Raw genomic sequence first — 23,593 nt, 5'->3', positions numbered from 1 at the left:
GCGATTGCGGGGTGTGCGCGGATTCCCAACACGGCGAGAACATGGGCTTGGGCCGCCGTGAAGGCCGTGGCGTAGGCTGGCGTTCATGATCATCACGAAGACCAAGGTCGCCCTCGCCACCGCCGCCACGACGTTCGCCGTCGGGGCGCCGCTCGCCATGGCGGCCTCCACCACGACGCTGCACACCTCGCTCACGGGCAAGGCCGAGTCGCCGAAGGGCGACCCGGACGGCTCGGGCAAGGCGACGATCAAGATCACCGGGAAGAAGGTCTGCTACACGTTCTCGTACAGCAAGATCGGCGCTCCGAACGCCGCCCACATCCACAAGGGCGCCAAGGGCAAGGCCGGCCCGGTCGTCGTCGGCCTCTTCGCCGGCAAGGCGAAGAAGTCCGGCTGCGTGACGACGACGTCCGCGATCGCGAAGGCCATCGCCAAGCACCCGTCCTCGTACTACGTGAACCTCCACAACACGAAGTACGCGAACGGCGCCCTGCGCGGCCAGCTCTAGCCACCCCGCCCGTCGACTGACAGCTCACGCAGGAGGGGTCTGCCCCAGCTGTCGGTCGGCGGGAAGCGGCGCGCGTTCAGGCGCCGCGCGCCAGGCCCCGCGCGATGACCATGCGCTGGATCTGGTTCGTCCCCTCGAAGATCTGCATGACCTTCGCCTCGCGCATGTGGCGCTCGACCGGGAACTCCTTCGTGTAGCCGTAGCCGCCGAGGACCTGGACCGCGTCGGTCGTGACCTTCATCGCTGCGTCGGTCGCGACGAGCTTCGCGATCGACGCCTGCTGGCCGAAGGGGAGGCCGCGATCGCGCAGCCGTGCCGCGTCGAGCGTCACCGCCCGGGCGGAGGCGACGGCCGCCGCCATGTCAGCGAGCAGGAAGCCGAGGCCCTGGTGCTCGATGATCGGCCGCCCGAACGTCTCGCGCTCCTGCGCATAGCGGACCGCGTGGTCGAGCGAGGACTGCGCGAGACCGACGGCGACGGCGGCGATCCCGAGGCGGCCGCTGTCCAGGGCCTGCAGCGCGATCGACAGGCCCGCGCCCTCGTCCCCGACGAGCCGGTCCCCGTCGACCTGGACGCCGTCGTAGTCGAGCGTCGCGGTGGTGGACCCCGTGAGGCCCATCTTGTGCTCGGGCGCCTGCGGGTTCAGCCCGTCCGCGTCGCCGGCGACGAGGAAGCACGAGATGCCGCGCGAGCGCTCCTCCGAGGTGCGGGCGAAGAGCGTGTAGAAGTCCGCGTCGCCGCCGTGGGTGACCCACGCCTTGCTGCCGGAGATGCGGTACCCGTCCGGCGTCCGCTCGGCGCGCGTGCGCATCGCGCCCGGGTCCGACCCCGCGTCCGCCTCCGAGAGGCAGTACCCGCCGAGGAGCTCGCCGCCGAGCAGCTCGGGCAGCCAGCGTTCGCGCTGCTCGTCGGTGCCGAACGTCGCCAGCGGGTAGCAGGCCATGACGTGGACGGAGAGGCCGACGCCGACGCTCGCCCACGCCCCTGCGATCTCCTCGAGGACCTGGAGGTAGACCTCGTAGGGGAGCCCGGCGCCGCCGACCTCCTCCGGGTAGGGCATCCCCAGAAGGCCGAGCGCGCCGAGCCGGCGGAAGACGTCGCGCGGGAAGGCGCCCGCGGCCTCCGCCTGGGCGACGCGCGGGGTGAGCTCGTTCGCGGCGAAGTCGCGCGCGAGGGCGACGATGTCCTCGGCGTCGGTGGAGGGCAGCAGGCGGGTCGCGGGGCATGGCGACAGTAATATCAAAGGTACCGTGGTACTGGTAGAGGTATCAGCCGTCGGCTAACCCTCGATCCACCGTTCGCCCCTGCGGTCGGCCGCGTCAGCGGCCGAGTGGGTCAGCTCGGAGTGGCGGCGCGGGTGATCGAGCGCGCTGAGGGACTCGGCGTGCGGGTGGGGCCAGTTGAGGCCGTCGCGCCAGCGTGATTGCGGCCGGTGGCGGGCAGGCCGAGGCCGGCAGTGCTGCGGCTGATTATCGTCGGTGGCCGGCGAGTGTCAGGTGGGTGGCGGGAGCGCCCGGATGTGCTGTAGGGCGGTGAGGAAGTCGTGGGCCCAGGGCCAGCGGGCGGGCATCCGCAGCAGCGTTTTGCGGCCGCTGCGGGCGAGTCGTCCGGGGATCGTGAGCAGCCTGCGGCGGAGGGTCCGCGCGGTGCGGGTGGTGGCGTCGGGGAGGGCGATCTTCTGGGTCCAGCGCAGCAGGTTGTGCGCGATCGCGGCGATGACGGTCCAGGCGGCGTTGGCGTTGTACTTGCCCGAAGGGAAGTGCGCGAGCGCTTGGTCTTTGAGGTCGCGGATCGCGAGCTCAACGACGGCGTGCTGGCGATGCTCGGCCTCGACAATCTGGAGGTCGTCGGTGCGGTTGGTGGCGAACGGGTAGTGCTCCCAACTCGGGAGCAACTCGCCCTGCTGGGAGAGCGTGCGAACCCGCCTGACGATCATCCGAAAGTCGCCGATCGTCGTCTCGGCGATCTGCGCGATCGACGTCTTGGGGTAGTCCTCCAACGTGGCCCAGGCGTCCTCGGGAATCGCTTCTACGAGCGCGCGAACATGGGGCTGCATGCGGATCCCGATCGAGAACTGCCAGCCGGCCCGGTCAAGCCGCACGAACGTCTTCTTCGCCCAGAACCCCGAGTCGGTGCGCATGAGCTTCTGGCCGGTGGCGCCGGCGCGGTCAACGCGGGCGATGAGCTCCTCGCAGAAGCGGAGCATGCCGCGGGAGGTGTTCGCCGAGCCCTTTCGCAGCCGGATGTGGAGGACCTCACCGGTGTCCGCGCGGGTCGCCAGGAGTGGGTGGTAGCCGAGCTGGCGGGTGTAGCCGTAGCCCGCGCCCTGCTTCTTGTAGCCGTGGACCTCACCGACGAACGAATCAACGTCGATCACCAGCCGCTGATCGCCCGGGCCGGCGCCCGCCGCCCACGCGCGTTCAAGCGCGAGGCCGAGCACCCGGTCCAGCTGCCTGACGTGCCCGAACGTGAACGCCCGCAGGAACGTCCCCAAGGTCGAGGGCGCCGCAACACGATGCCCGAGCACCGCCGCGGTCTGCCCCGACCGAAGCAGGTCGCAGTCATCGATGCAGTCCGCGCCGAGAACCATCGCCGAGCACATCGTCATGACCTTCCGGCCCGGGTTCGCCGCGCCCGGACGGTCGCCGAGATCAACACAATCGTCGACCAGCGCCTCCAGGCCGAGGCGGCCGGCGAGCAGTGCCGGGAGCATCACGCCCGCGTTCGCCACCGCCCGCGCATCATCGAACACCACGACCGCCGACTCGTTCACCATGAGGGTGACCTCCTGAGCAGAGCCGCGACAGGCGCAATCTGTCGCTTTCAAGCCCTGCTTGGGAGGTCACTTAAGCGAACCGTCCGGCGGAACGGTGGATCAAGGCTAACCTGACGACCTTGCCCCCGGTCGTCACCCACCGCCACGAGGAGCTCCTCGACCAGCTCGTCGAGCTCGTCCTCGCCGAGGGCCTGCGCGACCTGACGCTGAGCGACCTCGCGGCGCGCCTGCGCTGCTCGAAGAGCACGCTCTACGCCCTCGGCGCGAGCAAGGAGCAGCTCATCGCCGTCGCCGTCCGCCGGTTCTTCAAGACCGCGACCGCGTTCGTCGAGGACCGCACGGCGGCCGAGGCGGACGCGCCGGGGCGCATCGTCGCGTACCTGCGCGCCGTGGCCGACGCGCTCGCCCCGGCGTCGCCGCGCTTCATGGCCGACCTCGCGCGGCATCCCGCCGCGGCCGAGGTCTACCGCCGCAACACCCGCGTCGCCGCCGAGCGCGTCGGGCAGCTCGTGTCGGAGGGGGTCCGCGACGGGAGCTTCCGCGCCGTCCACGCCGCCTTCGTCGCCGACATCGTCGCCGCGACGATGGAGCGCATCCAGGCCGGCGCGGTCGCGGAGGCCACGGGGCTCACCGACTCGCAGGCCTACACCGAGCTCGCGACGCTCGTGCTCAACGGCATCCGCAGCTGAGGACCCGCGCCGGCCGGCGTCCCGGCGTAGCGGTACGGTCGGGACATGCCGAGCCCGGAGCTGACCGCCGTCGCCGCCACCGTCGGAGCGCGGCTCGCCGAGCGCGGCGAGAGCGTCGCCGTCGCCGAGTCCTCCGCCGGCGGCCTCATCTCGGCCGCGCTGCTGTCGGTCGGCGGCGCGTCCGCCTACTACCGCGGCGGCATGGTCATCTACACGCTCGACGGCGCGCGGGCGATGCTCGCCGGCGCGACCGACGTCGAACCGGGCCGCCGCAGCGCCAGCGAGCCCTTCGCCCGCTACCTCGCCGCGGCCGTAGCCGGGAAGCTCGGTGCCGACTGGGGCGTGGGGGAGACGGGCGCGACCGGACCGTCCGGCAACCCGTACGGCGACCCGGCCGGGCACGCATGGGTCGCGGTCACCGGGCCCGGCGGCCTCGTGCGGGCCGAGCATCAGCTCACCGGCTCCGCGGACCGCACCGCGAACATGCAGGCCTTCGCGCTCGCCGCGCTGCGGCAGCTCGCCGCCGCGCTCGGCTGACCGGTGCGTCCCAGGCCCGGGCACCGGGTACGTGATCTGACATGCCGGACGGTGCCGCGACCCGCGAGCTCCCCCAGGGCCTGGACCACGGGCGCCACGTCGACCTCCGGCGCCGCCGCGCCGAGCCGTGGGCGCGGCGGGGGATCCTCCTCCTGCTCGCGGCCGTCGTCGCCGCGGCGCTGCTGAACGCCTTCGGGCAGGTGCAGAGCGTGCGAACGGTCGCGACCCCCGCGGCGACGCTGCAGGTCACCGCGCCGGACCGCGTGCGCGGCGGCCTCTTCTTCCAGGGCCGCTTCGACATCACGACGCCGACCGGGCTCAAGGACCCGCGGCTCGTCCTCGCCCGCGGCTGGAACGAGCAGCTGCAGGTCGACACGATCGAGCCGTCCCCGTCCGACGAGTACTCCGAGGACGGCCGGGTCGAGCTGCGCTACGGCGCGGTCGACCCGGCCCACAAGCTCACCGTCTGGATGGAGTTCGAGGCCAACCCGACCGGGGTCGGCCACCGCGACCAGACCGTCGAGCTGCGCGACGGGCGCCGCACCGTCGCCGTCCTGCACCGCACCCTCACCATCCTCCCCTGAAGGAGCCGCGCCATGGACCTCGTGCTGCGCATGACCGTCGTGTTCTTCCTCATCCTCCTCGTCACGCGGGTGACGGGGCGGCGGGAGCTCGGCACGATGGAGCCGTTCGACCTCATCATGCTCGTCATCATCGGCGACCTCGTGCAGCAGGGGGTGACGCAGTCCGACTACTCGATCACGGGGACGCTCATCGTCCTGGCGACGCTCGCGGTGCTCACGGTCGCGACGTCGTACCTGAGCTTCCGCGTCAGGCCGCTGCGCGGGCTGCTCGAGGGCGAGCCAATCGTCCTCATCGCCGACGGCGAGCTCATCGGGGCGAACCTCCGGCGCGAGCGCCTCACGGTCGACGAGCTGCGGGCCGAGGCCCGTCAGCAGCAGATCGCCGACCTCGGGGACGTGCGCTTCGCGGTGCTGGAGACGAGCGGTCGCATCAGCTTCCTGCAGGACCGGGCGCCCTTGGGCGCCTAGTGTTCTGATCGGTTAGTTTCGTTGCAGCGGATGGCGATGGATTCGAGGATCTCGTCGCTGCTCTTGGTCCAGGTGAACGGTTTGGGGTCCTCGTTCCAGGTCGCGACCCAGTTGGTGATGTCCATGTTCAGCTTGCGAACTGAGCGATGAGCTGAGCGCTGCAGCAGCTTGCGGGTCAGCTCGGCAAACCAGCGCTCGACGAGGTTGATCCAGCTGCTGCTGGTCGGGGTGAAGTGCAGCACGAACCGGGGGTGCGCTTTGAGCCAGCGCTGGATTGCCGGGGTCTTGTGCGTGCTGCTGTTGTCGAGGACCAGGTGCACGTCCAGGTCGGCCGGGACGGCCTTGTCGATGCGCTGAAGGAACTTCTTGAACTCGACGGCGCGGTGGCGCTGGTGCAGTGCGCTGATGACCTGCCCGCTTCTCACGTCCAGCGCGGCGTAGAGGCTTGAGGTCCCGAAGCGCTTGTAGTCGTGGGTCACGCGCTCAGGGGTCCCGGGGCGCATCGGCAGGATCGGGGCGGTGCGGTCCAGTGCCTGGATCTGGGACTTCTCATCAACGCACAGCACGACAGCTCTTTCGGGCGGGTTGAGGTAGAGGCCGACGACGTCGTGGACCTTGTCGACGAACAACGGATCCTTGGACAGCTTCCACTTCTCCTGGCGGTGCGGCTGCAACCCGTACGCGTGCCAGATCCGCAGGACCGCGTTCTGCGTCAGGCCGGCCTCCTTGGCCATCGACCGCGTCGACCAGTGCGTGGCGTCCTTGGGCGTGGACTCCAAAGTCTTGACCACCACCGCCTCCACATCCTCATCGGTGATCGTCCGCGGGCGCCCCGGACGCGGCTCATCCAGCAGCCCGTCCACGCGCCGCTCGACAAACCTGTTGCGCCACCGCGTGACCGTCGGCCGGCTCACACGCAACCGCTGCGCGATCTCCGTGTTCGTCCGCCCGGCCGCCGCCTCCAACACGATCTGTGAGCGCTGCGCCAACCCCCGGGCGCTCTTGCGGCGCCGCGCGAAGCCCTCCAGAACGGCGCGCTCCTGGTCGGTCAACACGATCTCACGGGCGGCAGCGATAGGCATGAAGTATCCATGCCCCCGCTGCAACAGAACTAATCAATCAGGACACTAGATGGTTCGTTCCACGGCGGGGGCGGAGGAGTCGGGTAGGCAGGTGACATAAGCAGGCAGGTCGAAGTCGGCGGTGCTATCTCGCCAACGCCGACCCTGGGGGCCTCGATGGACGCCGACCTCGACCTGCTGCTGATCGCTGTTTACTGCACCTGCGACGATCTCCTGCCTGCGAAGGGCAAGAACGCCAAACGGATCTTGACCGACGCGGAGGTCGTCACGTTGAGCGTGGCTCAGCAGGTACTGCGGATCAGCTCTGACGAGCAGTTCTGGGCGATGGCACCGCATCGCTTGGGGCACCTGTTCCCGCGACTGCCCAAGCGCCCGGGTTTCGTCAAACGCCGCCAGCGCCTGTCGGACAAAATCGAAGCGCTGATCCTCGAGTTCGCCCGCCACACCAACGGCTTTGACGACGACCTGCTCGTGGTCGACAGCACACCGGTCGAATGCGGTCGCTCGGTCGAAACGACGCGCCGCAGCGCCCTGGGCAACGCCGCGGAGTACGGCTACTGCGCCAGCCATTCCCGCTTCTTCTGGGGCTTCCGCCTGCACGGCCTGTTCGCGACCGACGGCACTCCACGCGCCCTTGCCCTGACCTCCCCGAAAACGGGCGAACGAGACGTCGCGCTGGACATGCTCGCCCGCTGCCACCGCAACGGCCCGGTCACCGTCATCGGCGACAAGGGCTACTCCGGCCGCGACTTCCACGCCCAAGCCTCCGCGCTCGGCGCCACGATCGTCCGCCCCCGACGCAAGGACGAGGCCGGCAAAGAGCCGCACCTGGCCCCGATCCGGCAATGCGTGGAATCGATCTTCTGGACATGCAAAGACATGCTCAACCTCGAGGACCACCGCGCCCGCGAGCTCCACACGCTCCGCACCCGCCTGGCCGCCAAGTTCCTCGCTCTCACCGCCGCGATCGCTCTCAACGAACGCCTCGGCCGCCCACCACGCAACCTCACTGCCTACTACGCCTGACCGATCCGTGGAACGAACCATCTAGACCCGCGGCCGGTGTACCATCGGTCGCCGCGAGTCTGCGTCGGACAGTCCTGGACGCTCGCCGGTGCGCGGATCACCTGGGTGGATCGTTCGTCTCCTGCTGCTTCCTCGGTGATCCGTTGCCGACGGCGGAGGCGGGAATCGACGTGAGATGTCCGACGGGCAAGCAGGACCGACCGGCCGGGGCGCCGTCACCGCGGCGATCGCGAACATGGTCGTGTCGGTGCTGAGCGAGTACACGGGGCGCGGTCCGACGAAGGCCCGGGCGTACGTCGAGGGGGACCTCGTCAGCGTCCTCGTCCGCGACACCCTCACCCGCGGGGAGCAATCGCTCGTCCGCGGCGGCCACGCCGAGCTCGTCCTGCGCACGCGCGAGGCCTACCAGGCGACGATGCGCAAGGAGCTCGTCGCGGGCGTGGAGCGGATCATGGACCGCGAGGTCATCGCGTTCTTCAGCAGCAACCACATCGAGCCGGACATGGGCCTCGAGTCGTTCGTGCTCGCGCCGCTCTCCGCCTGACCGGCGCGCCCGGGGCTCAGCGCGCGGCGCCGGAGCCCGCGCCGCACTCGGCGACGAGGACCTCGGCGAGCTCGTCGCAGCGCTCGCCGGTGAGGCCGAAGCTCGGCGGGTAGATGACGATGTGGTCGTAGACGTCGCCCAGGGCGTCGAGCTTGGCGCGGACCTCGTCGGCGGTGCCGGCGACGCCGATCGCGTCGATCATGTCGTCGGAGACGGCGGCGGTCATCGCGGCGAAGTCGCGCTCGGCGAACGCGGCGCGCACGGCGTCGCCCTCGCCGGCGAAGCCCGAGAGCTCGAGCAGCGTCGCGTAGGACTTCGGGGCGCAGTAGAAGCCGATCTGGGCGGCGACCTCGCGGCGGGCCTGCTCGGCGTCGTCGGCGATCGACGTGATGACGATGCCGACCTTCTCGACGGGTGCGTCCTCGCGGCCGGTCTTCGCGCGGCCCTCGTCGATCGCGGGGTTCACGACCTGCTCGACGTACGCCGGGGAGAAGAGGACGTGGCCCAGGAGCCCGTCCGCGACGCGGCCGGCGGTCTGGATCATGCGCGGGCTGACGCCGGCGGTGAAGACGGGGATGTCGGTGCGCAGCGGCTCCTCGACCTCGGCGGTCGGGGTGACGCTCAGGGTGTAAAAGCGGCCCGCGTGCTTCACCGGGCCCTCGTGCAGGCGCCACAGGCGGCGCAGGAGCGGGACGAGCTCCTCCATGCGGACGGCGGGGGCGTCGCCGGGCAGCCCGTGCCAGTCCTCCATCATCCGCTTCGTGCCCAGGCCGAGACCGAGGACGAGGCGCCCGCCGCTGAGCTCGTCGAGCGACCGGGCCTCGGTCGCGAGCATGAGCGGGGAGCGCCCGCTCGCGTAGGCGATCGACGTGCCGAGGCGGATGTCGCTCGTCCGCGCCGCCATCGCCGCGAGCGTCACGACGGAGGAGCGGGTGTAGAACTCGGGCGTCCAGGCGGAGTGGAAGCCGGCGGACTCCGCCCGGGCCGCGGTGTCGGCGAGGGTCTGCACGGAGCCCCTCAGGATCGTCACTCCACGCGTGGCCATAACGATCGTTATACCATAACGATCGTTACCCCGGGGATCCGTCGATCCTCACCGGGCGCGAAGCAGTGCGCGAACACGGCGCGCGCAAACGGCGGCGGGCTGCGCGATGCTTGCGCCATGTCGCTCCTCAACCAGGTCGCCGGGGCCGCCGCGCGCACCGCGGGCGGGCTCGTGCCGCGCTTCCGCCCCGGCAACCTCGACGACCGCGACCCGGATACGATGCGCGAGCTGCTGCCCGGGACGTGGCTGCTCGCGAGCGCCTGGTACCGGCCGGACGTCCGCGGCCTGCACCACATCCCGCAGGAGGGCGCCGCGCTCATCGTCGGCAACCACAGCGGCGGCAGCCAGTCGCCGGAGGTCTTCGTCTCGCAGCTCGCGATCGCGTCGTACTTCGGGGTCGAGCGGCCCTTCTACCAGCTCGCCCACCGCATGGTCCTCAACTCGCCGGTCGGCGGCCTCCTGCGGCGCTTCGGCACGATCGAGGCGGACCCGCGCAACGCCGAGCGCGCGCTCCGCGAGGGCGCGCTGCTGCTCGTCTTCCCCGGCGGCGACTACGAGGTCTTCCGCCCGAGCTGGCAGTCGGCGACCGTCGACTTCGGCGACCGTAAGGGCTTCATCCGCCTCGCCCTCGAGCACGACGTGCCGATCGTCCCGCAGGTGACGATCGGCGGCCAGGAGCAGGCGCTCTTCCTCTCGCGCGGCGAGGGGCTCGCGAAGCTCCTGCGCCTCGACAGGACCCTGCGCCTGAAGTCGCTGCCGATCATCCTCGCGCCGCCCTTCGGCCTCGTCGTCGGGCCGTTCACCCCGTTCATCCCGCTCCCGACGAAGGTCGTCATCCAGTACATGGAGCCGATCGACCTGCGCGCCACCTACGGGGAGGACCCGGACGTCGACGCGGTCTACGCCGACATCACCGGCCGGATGCAGGACGTCCTCACCGCCCTGCAGCACGAGCGCCGCTTCCCGGTGATCGGATGAAGATCGAGGAGACGGTCCGCATCGGCGCGCCGCCGCAGGCGGTGTGGGACGCCGTCGCCGATCCGGTCGCGATCTCGCACGCGATCGGGCCGGCCATGCGCGTGCAGCCGGAGGACGAGGACGCCGCGCCCGGCCTCGGCGTCCGCTACCGCGTGCTCGTGCGGCTCGGCGCCGCGCTCGTGGGCGGCCAGGTGGAGATCGTCGAGTGGGAGCCCGGTCGCGAGCTCGCCTGGGTCGCGCTGCGCGGCGTGAGCCACCGCCTGCGCCTGCGCATCCGGCCGACCCGCGACGGCGGGACGACGCTGACGCTGCGCTTCGCTTACGACGCGCCCGGCGTGCTCGGGACGCTCGCCGACGTCGCCGCGCTGCCGCGGATGCGCACGATCCTCCGCGACGGCCTCGCGACGATCGCGCACGGACTCGACCCGGAGGTGCCGCCGCCCGCCGCGCCCGGCCCCTCGCTCTTCGGCCGCGGCCTCCACGAGGCGGGCAACGTCGCCGTCCTCGCGCGCTCGGGCCTCGTGCGGCCGATGCGCCCGGACAAGGTCGCCCGGATCGCGCTCGCCGCGCGCACCTGGGGCCCCTCGATCGGCGCCGCCGTCGCGATCGGCGCGATCCGGCACGGGCGCCGCGTGCTCGTCGAGGACCACCGCGGCACCCTCACCTACGGCGACGCCGACCGTCGCAGCGACGCGATCGCGGTGGGGCTGCAGGAGCTCGGCGCCGGCTCCGGCGCCGTCGTCGCGCTCATGGCCCGCAACCACCGCGGGTTCGTCGAGGCGGCCGCCGCCGCGGCGAAGGCGGGCGCCGACGTCCTGCTCCTCAACACCGCGTTCGCCGGCCCGCAGCTCACCGACGTCTGCGCGCGCGAGCAGCCGGTGGTCGTGCTCCACGACGCCGAGTTCGCCGGCCTCCTCCGCGGCGTCGATCCGCGCATCCCGCGCGTCGTCACCGACACCGAGGGGGCGCCCGGCGAGGCGAGCCTCGACGCGCTCGCCGAGGCCGCCGCCGGCCGGCGCCCGCCCGCGCCCGCGCCCGGGCACACCGGGCGCGTGACGATCCTCACCTCGGGGACGACGGGCACCCCGAAGGGCGCGACCCGCAGCGCCACCGCGGAGGGCCGCCTGCCGAGCCTCGACGCGCCCGCGGGGCTCCTCGAGCGGATCCCGCTGAAGGAGGGCATGCGCGTCGGGCTGGCGTCTCCCATGTTCCACGCCTGGGGCCTCGGCAACCTCGCGATGGGGCTCGGCCTCGGCGCGACGTTCGTCGTGACGCCGCACTTCGACCCCGCCGAGTGGCGTGCGCGGATCCGCGGCGGCGAGGTCGAGGCGCTCGTCGTCGTCCCGGTGATGCTCCAGCGGATCCTCGAGCTGCCGCCGGAGCAGGACCCGGGGCCGGACGCCTCGCGGCTGCGCGTCGTCGCCGCCTCCGGGTCGGCCCTCCCCGGCGACCTCTCGACGCGCTGGATGGACGCGTACGGCGACACGCTCTACAACCTCTACGGCTCGACGGAGATCGCGAGCGTCTCGATCGCCACGCCGCGGGACCTGCGCGCCGCGCCCGGGACGGCCGGCCGCCCCGCCCGGGGGACGACGGTGAAGCTGCTGGACGCGGACGGGCACGAGGTGGAGCAGGGCCGGACCCGGCGGATCTTCGTCGGCAGCTCCGCGCTCTTCGACGGCTACACCACCGGCGGGGACAAGGAGCGGGTCCGCGGCCTCGCCTCCTCCGGTGACGTCGGGCGCTTCGACGAGACCGGCCGCCTGTTCGTCGAGGGCCGCGACGACGAGATGATCGTCTCCGGCGGCGAGAACGTCTTCCCGAAGGAGGTCGAGGACACCCTCGCGCGCCACCCGGCGGTCGTGGAGGCGGCGGCGATCGGGGTCGACGACCCGGCCTTCGGGCAGCGCCTGCAGGCCTACGTCGTCGTCCGCGACGGCGCGCAGGCGACCGAGGACGAGCTGAAGGCGCACGTCAAGGACGAGCTCGCGCGCTTCAAGGTCCCGCGCGAGATCGTCTTTGTCGACGGGCTGCCCCGCAACGCCGCGGGAAAGGTGCTCAAGCGCGAGCTGCGCCCGCCGGACGCCTGACGGTCACCCGGGCGGGCCCCGGTCTGCGAGCCTTGGCAGCGATGCGACCGCTCGAGCAGCTCATCCAGTGGGAGGACGCGGGGGCCGGCTGGCGGGTCGCGGCGCTCGGCCCGGACGCGGCCGTCGTCGACCTCCTCGCCTGCACGGGCGAGCCGGTGGACGTCCTGCGCTCCGACGACCCGGAGCTGCTCGCGTACCTCGGCGCGCGCCGCAGCTCCGAGGAGGACCCGCCCGCCGGCGGCTAGGCCGGCTTGGCGACCATGAGCCACAGGACGCCGAGCATCGCGACCGCGGACGCGGCGTTCGCGATCCGGGCGCGGGGCGCGTCGAGCAGGGCGCGGAGCTCGGGCGTCGCGGGCTCGCCGGCGGCGGCGAGGCGCTCGGCGAGGACGCGGGCCTGACGCGGGGTGCGGCCCCCGGCCGCGCCGAGGACGAGCGAGACGCCGAAGAGCACGAGGGCGTGGTCGAGCCAGTGCGTGTCCCACGGCAGGTGCTCGAGGTGGACGAGCCACACGCCGCCGCCGACCAGGATGAGCGACCCGGGCGCGGCGAGGAGCACCCCCGTCCGCGCGGCGCCGAGCAGGGCCGCGACCGCGCCGACGTCACCCGCCCGCCGCGCCGACGCGTGCGCCACCGCCGCGACGGCGATCCCGGAGACGACGGTGAGCACCCCGAGGAGGTGGAGGAACAGCGCGGCGTGGAAGGAGCTCATCGCGCCATTTCAGCGGTTTCCGCCGCTGCGTGCCTACGGCCGGTCACCGTGGCCGGCGCGCACGCGCCGCCGGCGGGCGAGCGGCGCCACGCCCCAGGTCGCGAGGAAGAGGACGGCGGCGGCGGTGACGACGATCACCGCGGGCCACCCGGGGTAGATCACGGTGGCGATGAGGGCCACGACGCCGAGGACGGCCACGCCGACGCAGACGAGCCCGGCGATCGCGAGCCGGTTCGAGACCTCGACGAGGTGCGCCTTGTCGCCCTGCGCGAAGAGCGCCCGGTGCCACGCCCCGGGCGCGAGCAGGAAGCACACGGCGGCCGCCGCCGTGAGCAGCACGCCGAAGTACAGGAGCCGGTCGCCCGAGCCGAGCGACGTGAAGCGCTGCGTGAACGGGACACCGAGCAGGAACGCGAACAGGACCTGGACGCCCGTCTGCATGACGCGCAGCTCCTGCAGCAGGTCGTCGAACTGCCGGTCCCGCTGCTCGAGGACGGTCTCGTCGCGACCGTCGTGCGCGCCCTCCTCGGTGTCCGCGCCCATCGGGTCAGCCGGTGCGCGCCGCGGCGAACTCCTCGACGATCGCGGCGCAGAACGCGTCGAGGTCGTCGGGGTTGCGGCTCGTGATGATGCCGCCGTCGATCACGCACTCCTCGTCGACGACCGTCGCGCCGGCGTTCCGCAGGTCCGTGCGCACGCTCGGGTAGGACGTGAGCGTCCGGCCCCGGACGATGTCGGCCTCGATGAGCAGCCACGGCGCGTGGCAGATGGCCGCGATCGGCTTGCCGGCGTCGGCGAACGCCCGCACGAATGCGACGGCGTGCTCGTCCTGGCGGAGGTTGTCGGGGTTCACGGCCCCGCCGGGGACGATGAGCGCGTCGTAGTCGCCGGCGTCGGCGTCGGCGACGACGCGGTCGACGGTGAACGTGTCGGCGGGCTCGATGTCGCCGTTCATCGCCTGGATGGAGCCGGACTCGAGCGAGATGAGCTCGACGCTCGCGCCGGCCTCCTCGACGGCCGCCCGCGGGCGCTCGAGCTCGACCTGCTCGACGCCGTCGGCGGCGATGATGGCGATCCTGCGATCGGTGAGGGGCGTGGTCATGAGCGGGCTCCCTTCTTGCCGGCGACGGCGTGCAGCAGCTGGTCCTTGTTCATGCGCGAGCGGCCCTCGACGCCGAGGTCCTTCGCCTCGGCGTAGAGCTGGTCGCGGGTGCGGCCCTTCGCCCGGCCCGTGCCGGAGCGCCGGCCGCCGCGCTCACCGGAGGAGAGGCGGTCGCCGGTGGATGTCCGGGACGCGGCGCGTGACTCGCCGTGGCGGGCGCGCTCCTTGTTCACGGTGCGCGCGGCGATCTCCTCGGCGCGGGACTCCGAGGCGCCCTGGTCCTGCTCGCTCTGCTTGATGTGCTCGTACTGCCGGGCGCGCTTCGTGCCCGGCTTGACGCCGCGGGGTGGCATCGGGACCTCCTGGGTCGGCGGGTGCGTGATGCCGCCCGGGTACCCGGGGACGACGCCGTCACACGCCGGGCGGACCCGGGATCAGGCGGGCTCGACGCCCAGCACGTCGAGCAGGCCGGACACCTCGAGGACCCGCATGACGGAGGGGCCGCCCGGCGCGAACGTGAGGCGACGACCGGTGGGGGCGAGCGCCTGATGCAGGACGACGAGCTCCCGCAGCCCGGTGGAGTCGATGAACCGCAGCGGCCCGAGGTCGACGTGGACCGCCGGGCAGCCGCTGGCCCGGGCGGCGCCGAAGGCACGCCGCACGTCGTCCACGCGCGCGAGGTCGAGCTCGCCTGCGAGCGTCACCGTCACGGTGCCGTCGTCCTCGGCCACGGTGGCCGTGAACTCCGGCCCGCGCGGAGCGCGCGGCAGATCACCGTCCATCAGGCGGATGGGGTGCTTCCGGTCGGGGCGAACAGGGACACTTCCCATAAGGTAGACACGAACCGGGGCGATCGTCCAGCTTCCCGGTAAGCACGCCGTCGAAGCAGGACACAACGTGCCGGTTGCGGGGCGGAACGCGCGGGTCAGGTTCGTCGCCCGGCCGCGAAGCGCAGCCGCACCTCGGTGCCGCGCGCCCGCTGCGGTGGCCCGACGAACGAGATCTCGGCGGCGCTGCGGTGCATGATCGAGAGGCCCATGCCCAGCCCCGGGGAGTCGTCGCGCGGCAGCAGCCCGCGTCCGTCGTCCTGGACGCAGAGGAGGACGTCGTCGCGGTCGCGACGGCCGACGAGCGTCACCGCCCCGGGCGCCGGCTCGTCGATGTACGCGTGGAGGACGGCGTTCGTCGCCGCCTCGGTGATCGCGAGCTCGACGGCGTGGAGGTCCGCCACGCCCGCGGCCGCCGCGTACGCCCGCGCGGCCCGCCGGACGGACGGCACGCTGCCGGGGACGGCGGGCAGCTCCACGCGAAGGTCGCTCGCGCCCTGCGACGGGCTGAGGCCGAGCTGCGCCTGCGCCTCCGGCGCGTCGGCGAGCGTCACGAGCTCGCAGATGAGGCCGTCCCGGATCTGCAGCACGTACACGACGTCGGTCTCGAACTCACGCTGCGCTGAGACGATCGCGATCCGGCCGCGGAGGACGACGACGTCGCCGACCTCCTGGGCGCCGAGGATGCGGACCTCGCCGGCGTCGGTCCACTCGAAGGCGTCCTCGACGAATCGCCGCATGCCCGCGCGGCCGCGGTAGGGGCCCGCGCTCGTGAGCAGCGGCGTGAAGACGATGTCCGGGTGCATCGTGGCCGCGAACGCGTCGGCCTCGCGCGCGTTGAAGGCGTCGAAGGCACGGCGCGCCAGTGCTTCCCTCTCGGTCATGAGCCTCCCGGCACTCTCGCAGAGCGGCGGGGCAGGAGGGCGACGGAGTGCTCCGCTACCAGCCGCCGACCGCGAGCCCGGCGGCCGGCGCCGCCGGCGTGCCGGCGGTCTCGATGCCGTGCGCCTTCAGCGCCGCGTTCGCCGCGTTGAAGCCGCACATGCCGTGGGCGCCCGCGCCCGGCGGGGTCGCCGCGGAGCAGATGTACACCCCGTCGATCCCGAGCGAGTACGGGTGGGCCGTGACCCGCGGGCGGAAGACCATCTGCAGCGGGTCGTTCGCGCCGGTCACGATGTCGCCGCCGACGTAGTTGACGTTGTGCTCCTCCATCGCGACGGCGCTGCGCACGTGGCGCGCGAGGATGCGGTCGCGGAAGCCCGGCGCGAAGCGCTCGAGCTGCGCCTCGATCGCGCCGGTCGCGTCGCCCGTGTAGCCCGCCGGCACGTGGGCGTAGGCGTAGAGGGGGTGGACGCCGTCCTTTGCCCGCGTCGGGTCGGCGACCGACTGCTGGCAGACGAGGACGAACGGGCGCTCGGGCATGCGCCCGGCGCCGGTCGCCTTCTCGGCCGCGGCGATCTCGGCGAGGCTCCCGCCGACGTGGACGGTGCCGGCGAGCCGCGAGGGCTCGTGGGTCCACGGGACGCCGCCCTCGACGGCGAACTCGACCTTGAAGGCCCCCGGCCCGTGGCGGAAGCGCCGCAGGCCGCGGGCGACGCGATGGGGCATCCGGTCGCCGGCGATGTCCACCGCGGCGGCCGGGGCGACGTCGAGCATGACGATGTCCGGGGCGCCGAGCTCGTCGAGCGACGTGATGTGGACGCCGGTCTCCAGGCGCGCGCCGTGCTGCTCGAGGAGGGTGATCATCGCGCCGCTGATGGCCGACGAGCCGCCCTCGGCGACGGGCCAGCCGAAGCGGTGCGCGGCGGTCGCGAGCGTCACGCCGACGGCGGAGGACATCGGCGACCCGAAGGGGCGGAAGGCGTGCGCGGCGACGCCGGCGAAGAGGGCCTGCGCCTCGTCGCCGCGCCAGCGGCGCGCGAGCAGCGCGGCGGGGAGCCCGGACACCGCGCCGAAGGCGCCCATCGCGAGCGGGTGGCGGGGCACGTGGAGCATCGGCTGGACGATCTCCGCCGCGATCCCGTCGAAGTGGTCGGTGAGCGGTCCGAAGAGCCGCTGCCAGCGCCGGCCGTCGCGGCCGCCGAGCGCGTCGGCCGTCGCCTCGACCGACCGCCAGGCCGCCGCGCCGCGCCCGCCGTCGAGCGGGTGGGCGTACTGCACCTCGGGCCAGATCCACTTCAGGCCGTGGGCCGTGAGGTCGAACCGCCGGGAGAACGGGGTGTCGAGCGCGAGCGGGTGGGCCGCCGAGCACTCGTCGTGGATGAGGCCGGGGAGGGTGAGCTCGCTGCTGCGCGTGCCGCCGCCGAGGCGGTCCGCCATCTCGAGGACGCGGACCTCCACGCCGGCGGCCGCGAGGGTGAGGGCGGCAGCGAGCCCGTTGGGCCCGCTGCCGACCACGACGGCGTTCGTCACGCGCTGATGCGCGCCGCCTGCGCGACGCCGTCCACGTCGGGCGCGGCCGGCGGCGGGTTGGGGCCGGAGTACCGGCGCCGCTGGTACCCGTCGAGCTGCCACGTGACCTTGTGGGCGATCGGGCCGTTCGGGAGCCACGGCTGCTCCTTCACCGCGTCGGCGACCGCGAAGCTGCCGCGCTCGATGATCCCGACGGCGGCGTCCATGATCCAGTACTCCTGGCGGCCGCGCTTCGGCCCCCACGGCTCGGACTCGATCCACACGACCATCATCTCGCCCGGCTCGAACTTCGCGATCCGGTTCAGCGACTCGATGAAGTGCTGGTTGTGGAAGTGGCCGTCACCGAAGTTGAAGCCGATGAGCGCGTTGCAGCTGAACTCGGCCTCACGCAGCGTGTACGTGTCCATGTCCGGCCCGAGCGTCTTCATCATGAGCGAGTTCAGTGCGCGGCCCTGGCTGTGCAGCGAGCGCCAGCCGAGCAGCTGGTGCAGCACGACCTCGGCCGCCTCCTCGCCGTAGATGTCCGTCAGCTGGGCCTTCTGCATCATGCCCGGCTTCGTCACCGCCGCGTCGAGCTTCTCCTCGACCCCGGGCGCGAAGCCCCAGAAGGCGGTCGCCCAGTTGCCCGAGTACTGCCGCATCGAGGGCAGGAACGAGACGAGGTCCGGCCGCAGGTTGCCGAGGATCGGGAAGAACAGCAGGCAGACGACGACCGGGATGATCAGGCCGACGTTCATCGCGCCGAGGTCGTACCCGTCGTAGGCCGGGAAGCCGAGGAACAGGAACGCCGTGATGTAGCCGAACAGGACGTTCCACTCGAGCGGCACCGCGAGCGGGAACGTCGAGGTGATGAACACGTGGAAGCCGATCATGAGGAACGCGGCCGCGTACGTCACCGTCTCGTTGTGCGAGAAGAGCAGCACGAGCGGGGCGCCGAACTCGACGAGCGTGCCGCCGACGTGCGCGAACGTCGTCGCGCGGATCGACTGGCGCATGTCCTCGGGGAACGCCCGGTACTGGAAGCGCTTGATCGCCTTGGAGGAGAGCCACGGCGTGTTGGAGACCATCGGCGGGATGACGAGGTCGAAGTGCTTGCCGACCTTCGAGAACGCCGCACCGCACCAGACGATGACGATGAGGAGCTTCGCCGCGACGATCATGTCGACGAACGGGAAGAACGCGAAGAAGATGAGCGCCGGCGCATACTGCTCGGTGCGTGCCTGGAGGAACGCGACCTTGTCACGCAGCCCGAGCAGCCCGAGGAAGACGAGGCCCGGGATGAGCGGCGCCGCGGAGACGAGGCCCTTGTTCGCCCCGACGAGCCGGCTCAGGTCGCCGTCCTGCTGGCCGGGGAGCACGATTGCGATGAGCAGGCAGGCGATGAAGCCGACGTACAGGCCGACATCGAGCGCCGTGCGCGTGTCGCCCTCGGTCCCGGGGACCTTCGACGGCCACGGCGGGTTGCGCAGCGTGCCGACCCGGGCGTAGTAGTTCGCGCCGCCGGTCATCGGCTTGAAGTGGCCCGCGAGCGGACCCCACGAGCCGGCGATGCCGAGCGCCTCGAGCATCATCGTCCAGATGACCATCTTCTGGTAGACGATCGGCTCGTCCCACCAGGCGCCCGGATGAAGGGGGTTCAGGCTCGAGGTGAGCGTCACGAGCGACACGCCGATGGCGACGTAGAAGACGAGCAGCTTGACGATGTAGATCAGGGCCGTGATCTTCGGCGCGCCGAAGCCGTACTCGGCCCAGTGCCGTCCGAGCGTCTTGATCCGCTCGGTGTACGGCATGTCCCTGAACGTCGCCGGGTCGACCGGCGGGAAGTCGCCTTCCTTAAGTCCCATTCTTCTCTCTCCCTCTGCTGGCCCATGACCAGGTGGTTGGTGCGTCGCGAGCAGGCTACGCCCAGGGCACGTCGCAGATATGGGGTGAGGCGACGAACCGAAGGGGGTCCTTGTGGGGCGGCGCCATGGTTCGGGTGGGTCATCGTGTCCGCGTGCCGACCTCCGCCCCCGCCACCGGCTCGCTCCAGGCGTGGCTCGCCGCGACGGGGGCGCCCCTCGCGCCCACGCGGGCGTCCAAGCCCGCTCAGCGCACGACGAGCTTGCCCACCATGCCGGCCGCCTTGTGGCCCTTCACGGGGCAGTAGAACTCGTAGGTCCCCCGCTTCAGCGTCACCGTGACCGTCGACGTGTGACCCGAGGTGACGATCCGGCCGTCGCGATCGACGCCGTGGCCCTCGACGGCGATGCCGTGCGGCAGGCCCGACCCCGCCGGGTTGAGCATCTTCACCGTCACCCGGCCGGCCTTCGCCGTCAGGCGGGTGGTGGTGAAGCGGAGCTTGCCGCTGGGGTTCGCCTTGAGGTGGACGGTGGAGGAGGTGGTGGCGGTCGCCGGGCCGGCGACGAGCGCGGCACCGCCGCCCCCCAGGACGAGGGCGGCGAGCACCGCGCCGGTCGGGGCGGGACGGAAGGAGATGGGCATGGGGGAGTCCTCGGTTCGTGGCCGCCGGTGCGGCCGATGTCCGGTCGCGTCCAGCGTGGCCGGGGAGGCGCCGCGGGACCATTGGACTTTGGTCGTAGACGGGTGGCACGGCGGCGGCGGCGCGGTAGCGTCGACGGCGATGACCCGCGCACGACGCCTCGCGCGCTCCCCGGTGACGCACTTCGCGGTCAGCGGGCTGCTCGCGGTCGCGCTCGTCGCCGTCGTCGCCCTGGCCCTGCTGCGCAGCAGCGCCCGGACCGAGGCGCTGCGTGACGCCCAGCGCCTGACGCGGCTCGCCGGCCGCGGGATCGCCGAGCCGGCGCTCACGCCCGCCGTCCTGCGCCGGGACCCGGCCGCACTGCGCGCCCTCGACCGGATCATCCGCACCCGCGTGCTGGGCGGGCCCGTCGTCCGGGTGAAGATCTGGCGGCCGGACGGGACGATCGTGTACTCGGATGACCGGCGGCTCATCGGGGAGCGGTACGCGCTCGGGGAGGACGAGCTCGGCGTGCTGCGCCACAACGGCATCCAGGCCGAGATCAGCGACCTCGAGCGCCCGGAGAACCGCTTCGAGCGGCGCTTCCACCGCCTCACCGAGGTCTACCTGCCGGTGGCGTCGCCGGCCGGCGGCCGGCTGCTCTTCGAGACCTATCTGCGCGACAGCGCGATCACGGCCTCGGGGCACCGCATCTGGCGCACGTTCGTCCCGATCCTGCTCGGGGCGCTGCTGCTCCTGGAGGCGACGCAGGTGCCGCTCGCCGCGTCGCTCGCCCGGCGTCTGCGGCGCGCCCAGCGCGAGCGCGAGGAGCTGCTGCACGCAGCGGTCACGGCGAGCGAGGCCGAGCGCCGCCGCATCGCCCGCGACCTGCACGATGGCGTCGTGCAGGACCTCGCCTCGGTTTCCTACGAGCTCGGCGCCGCCGCCCGCGCCCCCGATCCGCAGGCCGCCGCACGCGCGACCGAGGCCGCCGCCGGCCAGGTCCGGCGGTCCATCCGCCGGCTGCGATCGCTGGTCCTGGACCTCTACCCGGACACGCTGCACCGGCAGGGCCTGGAGGGGGCGCTCGGGGACCTGCTCGCGGGCGCGCAGACCCACGGGCTGCGCACGCACCTGCGCATCGACGACGGCGCCCGGCCCGGCCCGGCCGCCGAGGCGGTCGTCTTCCGGACCGCCCAGGAGGCGCTGCGCAACGTCGTCGCCCACGCCGCGGCGACCGAGGTCGACGTCGCGCTCGCCCGGCACGACGGCGCCTGGATGCTCACCGTGCGGGACGACGGGCGCGGGACGCCCGCCGTGCCGTCGGCGGGCCCGCACTTCGGCCTGCGGATGCTCGCCGACCTCGCGTCCGAGCACGGCGGGGTGCTCGACGTGCGCTCCGGGCAGGACACCGGGACGACCGTGACGCTGACCCTGCCGGGGGCCCCCGGGACATGATCCGCGTCCTGCTCGTCGACGACCACGCCCTCCTGCGCGCCGGGCTCTCCCGGCTGCTCGAGGCGCACGAGGACGTGGAGGTCGTCGCGGAGGCGGCCGACGGCGAGGCCGGGGCGGCGCTCGCCGCGCAGCTGCAGCCGGACGTCGCGCTCGTCGACCTCGCGATGCCCGGGGAGGACGGGATCCAGGCCACCCGGCGGATCCGTGCCTCGTCCCCGGCCACGCGGGTCGTCATCCTCACCGCGTTCTCCGACCGGGCGCAGATCCTCGGCGCGCTCGACGCCGGGGCGGTCGGCTACCTGCTGAAGGACGCCGCGCCTGAGGAGCTTCTCGACGGGCTCCGGGCCGCCGCGCGCGGCGAGGCACCGCTCGCGCCCCAGGCGGTGGCCGCCGTCTCGGACCGGGGCAGCGCCGCGGCCGGCGGGACGCTCACCCCGCGTGAGCGCGAGGTGCTCAAGCTCGTGGCGGAGGGCCTGCCGAACAAGCAGATCGCCCGCGCCCTCGGCATCAGCGAGAAGACGGTCAAGGCCCACCTGACGAAGATCTTCGAGGCGGTCGGCGTCACCGACCGGACCGCCGCCGCGCTCTGGGCCCACCGCAACGGCGTGGCCGCGGTGCGGCGCTGACCGCCGGGCCCGCGACCACGGGCCGGGCCCGCGGCCCGCGGCGCTCGCCGCTCGTCGCGGGAGCGAGCCACGCGCGTGGTGGCCCGCTGCCCGGCGACGTCGTGATCCTTCTCAGCGGCTGCGGCGCAGCGTGCGCCTCGGCCCGGCTATACGACGCGGCCGCCGCGGCGGCCGTTGATGAGGATGACGAGCAGGATGACGCACACGATGAGCAGCAGCGGCGAGCTGGCGACGCCGCCGATGAGGAAGAGGATGAGGAGGACGAGCAGGACGATCTCGAGTGTGGTCATGTGTTGTACCGCTTTCTTGAAGGTTGGACGAGGGACCCTTACCCTGCACGCGCCCGGTTCACGCATCGCCCATTCGTCCAGGGGTCGTCGCCGCTCCTCCGGGCCGCGTGCGACGGCAGCACCCGGAATCCGGGATGATGCGGCCATGCGCGGGGCACGGATGGCACTGGCGATGCTGGTCATGGGGGCGCTGGGGCTGCTCGGCCCGGCCGCGCCGTCGCAGGCGGCGGCGAAGCGCTCGCCCCTGCGGCCGATCATGCTCGCCGGCAACAACTGGGATGCGACGGTCTCGATCGTCGACGCGAGGACGTACAAGGTCATCGACCGCTTCAGCTCGGTGCCCGACCGCGCCGCGCGGGAGCGGGAGATCCACGCCAGCCCCGTGCGGCTCGCGCAGTTCCTCGCGATCCGCGAGGCGGTCGGGGAGGGGCACGACCAGCTCGTCGACGACGTCTTCAGCTCCAGGGACGGCCGCTACGCGTACATCTCGCGACCGAGCTTCGCGGACGTCGTCGCCGTGAGCCTGCGGACGAAGAGGATCGTCTGGCGCCGGCCGGTCGACGGCTACCGCGCCGACCACATGGCGCTCTCGCCCGACGGGAGGACGTTGCTCGTGTCGGCGTCCACCGCGAAGGTCATCGACGTCATCGACGCGGCCACCGGCAGGATCACCGGGCGCATCCCGTCCGGCGACACGCCGCACGAGTCCAACTACTCCGCCGACGGCAGGCTCATCTACCACGCGTCGATCGGCACGGTCTACACCCCGCTCGACGAGCCGGCCTTCGACTCCACGAAGGGCGAGCGCGTCTTCGAGATCATCGACGCGAGGACGAACAAGGTCCTCAGGCGCTGGGACATCGGGAAGATCCTGAAGACCTTCGGCTACCCGGGCATGAGCTCCGCGGTGCGTCCGATGGCGATCTCGCCCGACGAGAAGACGGCCTACTTCCAGCTCTCGTTCTTCCACGGGTTCGTGGTCTTCGACCTCGTCCACGGGACGCCGGTGCGGATCGTCAACCTCCCGATCCCGCCGAAGGTCGCGGCGCTCCCGCGCACGAGCTACCTGCTGGACTCCGCGCACCACGGCCTCGCGATCGACCGGGCCGGCAGGGAGCTGTGCGTCGCGGGGACGATGTCCGACTACATCGCCGTCGTCGACGTCGGGACCTTCGCCCCGGTGATCGCGAGCCACGGCACCAAGCCCTACTGGGCCTCGACGACCGCGGACGGCGAGCACTGCGTCGTCTCCTACTCCGGCGACGACCGCCTCGCGATCGTCGACTACCGGACGAAGACCGAGGTCGCCTCGATCCCGGTGGGCGACCACCCGCAGCGCGTGCGCAACGGCTTCATCCGCCGCAGCTACCTGGGCTGA

The 23,593-nt window shown here is 72.7% G+C and carries 27 protein-coding genes; 13 read left to right on the top strand and 14 right to left on the bottom strand.

The genetic code is table 11. The annotated features are described in order from the left end of the window. The first annotated feature begins 85 nt into the window (after positions 1 to 85). A complete protein-coding gene (locus NBH00_RS20570) occupies positions 86 to 508 on the top strand; it encodes a CHRD domain-containing protein (protein ID WP_254570447.1) in 423 nt (140 codons plus the stop codon). Between the two features lie 76 nt (positions 509 to 584). On the opposite strand, the gene NBH00_RS20565 is transcribed toward NBH00_RS20570, so the two are convergent. Continuing rightward, a complete protein-coding gene (locus NBH00_RS20565; protein WP_437126624.1) occupies positions 585 to 1,742 on the bottom strand; it encodes an acyl-CoA dehydrogenase family protein in 1,158 nt (385 codons plus the stop codon). A 258-nt stretch (positions 1,743 to 2,000) separates the two neighbouring features. After that, the gene (locus NBH00_RS20560; protein WP_254570445.1) at positions 2,001 to 3,284 is read right to left on the bottom strand and encodes an IS1380 family transposase; all 1,284 of its coding nucleotides are present in this window, start codon (positions 3,282 to 3,284) and stop codon (positions 2,001 to 2,003) included. A gap of 119 nt (positions 3,285 to 3,403) precedes the next feature. Between NBH00_RS20560 and NBH00_RS20555 the strand changes: the two genes are divergently transcribed. From NBH00_RS20555 to NBH00_RS20540, 4 genes are read left to right on the top strand one after another with little or no spacing between them, the layout of a single operon-like run. Then, the gene (locus NBH00_RS20555) at positions 3,404 to 3,973 is read left to right on the top strand and encodes a TetR/AcrR family transcriptional regulator (RefSeq protein WP_254570444.1); all 570 of its coding nucleotides are present in this window, start codon (positions 3,404 to 3,406) and stop codon (positions 3,971 to 3,973) included. A 45-nt stretch (positions 3,974 to 4,018) separates the two neighbouring features. Next, positions 4,019 to 4,510 (top strand): CinA family protein, encoded by a 492-nt coding sequence (locus tag NBH00_RS20550; RefSeq protein ID WP_254570443.1) that lies wholly within the window; start codon positions 4,019 to 4,021, stop codon positions 4,508 to 4,510. Between the two features lie 41 nt (positions 4,511 to 4,551). Continuing rightward, positions 4,552 to 5,094, top strand: a complete 543-nt coding sequence (locus NBH00_RS20545) for a hypothetical protein (protein WP_254570442.1) — start codon at positions 4,552 to 4,554, stop codon at positions 5,092 to 5,094. A gap of 12 nt (positions 5,095 to 5,106) precedes the next feature. Then, positions 5,107 to 5,562 carry a DUF421 domain-containing protein gene (locus tag NBH00_RS20540; protein WP_254570441.1) on the top strand — a complete coding sequence of 152 codons (456 nt, stop codon included), beginning with the start codon at positions 5,107 to 5,109 and terminating at the stop codon, positions 5,560 to 5,562. On the opposite strand, the gene NBH00_RS20535 is transcribed toward NBH00_RS20540, so the two are convergent. After that, the gene (locus NBH00_RS20535; protein ID WP_254569016.1) at positions 5,559 to 6,644 is read right to left on the bottom strand and encodes an IS630 family transposase; all 1,086 of its coding nucleotides are present in this window, start codon (positions 6,642 to 6,644) and stop codon (positions 5,559 to 5,561) included. The genes NBH00_RS20540 and NBH00_RS20535 overlap by 4 nt on opposite strands. Before the next feature lie 156 nt (positions 6,645 to 6,800). On the opposite strand from NBH00_RS20535, the gene NBH00_RS20530 reads away from it, so the two are divergent. Beyond that, positions 6,801 to 7,670, top strand: coding sequence for an IS982 family transposase (locus NBH00_RS20530; protein ID WP_254569017.1), 870 nt, complete (start codon positions 6,801 to 6,803; stop codon positions 7,668 to 7,670). Positions 7,671 to 7,845: 175 nt separating this feature from the next. Then, positions 7,846 to 8,214, top strand: coding sequence for a Na-translocating system protein MpsC family protein (locus NBH00_RS20525; protein WP_254570440.1), 369 nt, complete (start codon positions 7,846 to 7,848; stop codon positions 8,212 to 8,214). A 16-nt stretch (positions 8,215 to 8,230) separates the two neighbouring features. Here NBH00_RS20525 and NBH00_RS20520 read toward each other — a convergent pair whose 3' ends face one another. Continuing rightward, on the bottom strand, positions 8,231 to 9,259 hold the full coding sequence (locus NBH00_RS20520; RefSeq protein ID WP_254570439.1) for an LLM class flavin-dependent oxidoreductase: 1,029 nt from the start codon (positions 9,257 to 9,259) through the stop codon (positions 8,231 to 8,233). A 117-nt stretch (positions 9,260 to 9,376) separates the two neighbouring features. Here NBH00_RS20520 and NBH00_RS20515 point away from each other — a divergent pair, with 117 nt between their 5' ends. From NBH00_RS20515 to NBH00_RS20505, 3 genes are read left to right on the top strand one after another with little or no spacing between them, the layout of a single operon-like run. Continuing rightward, positions 9,377 to 10,237 carry a lysophospholipid acyltransferase family protein gene (locus NBH00_RS20515; protein ID WP_254570438.1) on the top strand — a complete coding sequence of 287 codons (861 nt, stop codon included), beginning with the start codon at positions 9,377 to 9,379 and terminating at the stop codon, positions 10,235 to 10,237. Next, positions 10,234 to 12,327: an AMP-binding protein gene (locus NBH00_RS20510; RefSeq protein ID WP_254570437.1), complete on the top strand. Its 2,094-nt coding sequence runs from the start codon at positions 10,234 to 10,236 to the stop codon at positions 12,325 to 12,327. Before NBH00_RS20515 ends, NBH00_RS20510 begins: the two co-directional genes overlap by 4 nt. Positions 12,328 to 12,368: 41 nt before the next feature. After that, complete coding sequence (locus tag NBH00_RS20505; protein WP_254570436.1) at positions 12,369 to 12,572, top strand: hypothetical protein; 204 nt, start codon at positions 12,369 to 12,371, stop codon at positions 12,570 to 12,572. Here NBH00_RS20505 and NBH00_RS20500 read toward each other — a convergent pair. The 9 genes from NBH00_RS20500 to NBH00_RS20460 form a co-directional block, all read right to left on the bottom strand. Further along, positions 12,569 to 13,039, bottom strand: a complete 471-nt coding sequence (locus tag NBH00_RS20500; protein ID WP_254570435.1) for a DUF2269 family protein — start codon at positions 13,037 to 13,039, stop codon at positions 12,569 to 12,571. The two genes, NBH00_RS20505 and NBH00_RS20500, sit on opposite strands and share 4 nt — an antisense overlap. A gap of 33 nt (positions 13,040 to 13,072) precedes the next feature. Next, complete coding sequence (locus NBH00_RS20495; RefSeq protein WP_254570434.1) at positions 13,073 to 13,582, bottom strand: DUF6328 family protein; 510 nt, start codon at positions 13,580 to 13,582, stop codon at positions 13,073 to 13,075. Positions 13,583 to 13,586: 4 nt separating this feature from the next. Then, entirely contained in the window at positions 13,587 to 14,141 is a 555-nt protein-coding gene (locus tag NBH00_RS20490) for a type 1 glutamine amidotransferase domain-containing protein (protein ID WP_254570433.1), read from the bottom strand. After that, on the bottom strand, positions 14,138 to 14,494 hold the full coding sequence (locus NBH00_RS20485; RefSeq protein WP_254570432.1) for a Rho termination factor N-terminal domain-containing protein: 357 nt from the start codon (positions 14,492 to 14,494) through the stop codon (positions 14,138 to 14,140). The genes NBH00_RS20490 and NBH00_RS20485 overlap by 4 nt, the downstream gene beginning before the upstream one ends. 81 nt (positions 14,495 to 14,575) lie before the next feature. Beyond that, positions 14,576 to 14,923, bottom strand: coding sequence for an STAS domain-containing protein (locus NBH00_RS20480; protein ID WP_254570431.1), 348 nt, complete (start codon positions 14,921 to 14,923; stop codon positions 14,576 to 14,578). Between the two features lie 143 nt (positions 14,924 to 15,066). Continuing rightward, positions 15,067 to 15,852, bottom strand: coding sequence for a nuclear transport factor 2 family protein (locus tag NBH00_RS20475; protein ID WP_254570430.1), 786 nt, complete (start codon positions 15,850 to 15,852; stop codon positions 15,067 to 15,069). Between the two features lie 55 nt (positions 15,853 to 15,907). Beyond that, the gene (locus tag NBH00_RS20470) at positions 15,908 to 17,380 is read right to left on the bottom strand and encodes a phytoene desaturase family protein (protein WP_254570429.1); all 1,473 of its coding nucleotides are present in this window, start codon (positions 17,378 to 17,380) and stop codon (positions 15,908 to 15,910) included. After that, entirely contained in the window at positions 17,377 to 19,224 is a 1,848-nt protein-coding gene (locus NBH00_RS20465) for a DUF3556 domain-containing protein (protein WP_254570428.1), read from the bottom strand. Before NBH00_RS20465 ends, NBH00_RS20470 begins: the two co-directional genes overlap by 4 nt. Before the next feature lie 244 nt (positions 19,225 to 19,468). After that, positions 19,469 to 19,864 carry a plastocyanin/azurin family copper-binding protein gene (locus NBH00_RS20460; protein ID WP_254570427.1) on the bottom strand — a complete coding sequence of 132 codons (396 nt, stop codon included), beginning with the start codon at positions 19,862 to 19,864 and terminating at the stop codon, positions 19,469 to 19,471. Between the two features lie 139 nt (positions 19,865 to 20,003). Here NBH00_RS20460 and NBH00_RS20455 point away from each other — a divergent pair, with 139 nt between their 5' ends. Together NBH00_RS20455 and NBH00_RS20450 are read left to right on the top strand one after the other, a co-directional pair. Then, complete coding sequence (locus tag NBH00_RS20455) at positions 20,004 to 21,299, top strand: sensor histidine kinase (protein WP_254570426.1); 1,296 nt, start codon at positions 20,004 to 20,006, stop codon at positions 21,297 to 21,299. Continuing rightward, positions 21,296 to 21,925, top strand: coding sequence for a response regulator (locus NBH00_RS20450; RefSeq protein WP_254570425.1), 630 nt, complete (start codon positions 21,296 to 21,298; stop codon positions 21,923 to 21,925). Before NBH00_RS20455 ends, NBH00_RS20450 begins: the two co-directional genes overlap by 4 nt. Before the next feature lie 146 nt (positions 21,926 to 22,071). Here NBH00_RS20450 and NBH00_RS20445 read toward each other — a convergent pair whose 3' ends face one another. After that, positions 22,072 to 22,215, bottom strand: a complete 144-nt coding sequence (locus NBH00_RS20445; RefSeq protein ID WP_254570424.1) for a hypothetical protein — start codon at positions 22,213 to 22,215, stop codon at positions 22,072 to 22,074. A gap of 145 nt (positions 22,216 to 22,360) precedes the next feature. Here NBH00_RS20445 and NBH00_RS20440 point away from each other — a divergent pair, with 145 nt between their 5' ends. Continuing rightward, positions 22,361 to 23,593, top strand: coding sequence for a YncE family protein (locus NBH00_RS20440; RefSeq protein ID WP_254570423.1), 1,233 nt, complete (start codon positions 22,361 to 22,363; stop codon positions 23,591 to 23,593).

It is taken from the genome of Paraconexibacter antarcticus, assembly GCF_024220175.1.
GTDB classification, from domain to species: Bacteria; Actinomycetota; Thermoleophilia; order Solirubrobacterales; family Solirubrobacteraceae; genus Paraconexibacter; species Paraconexibacter antarcticus.
This window is presented reverse-complemented; position numbering and strand designations above follow the sequence as displayed.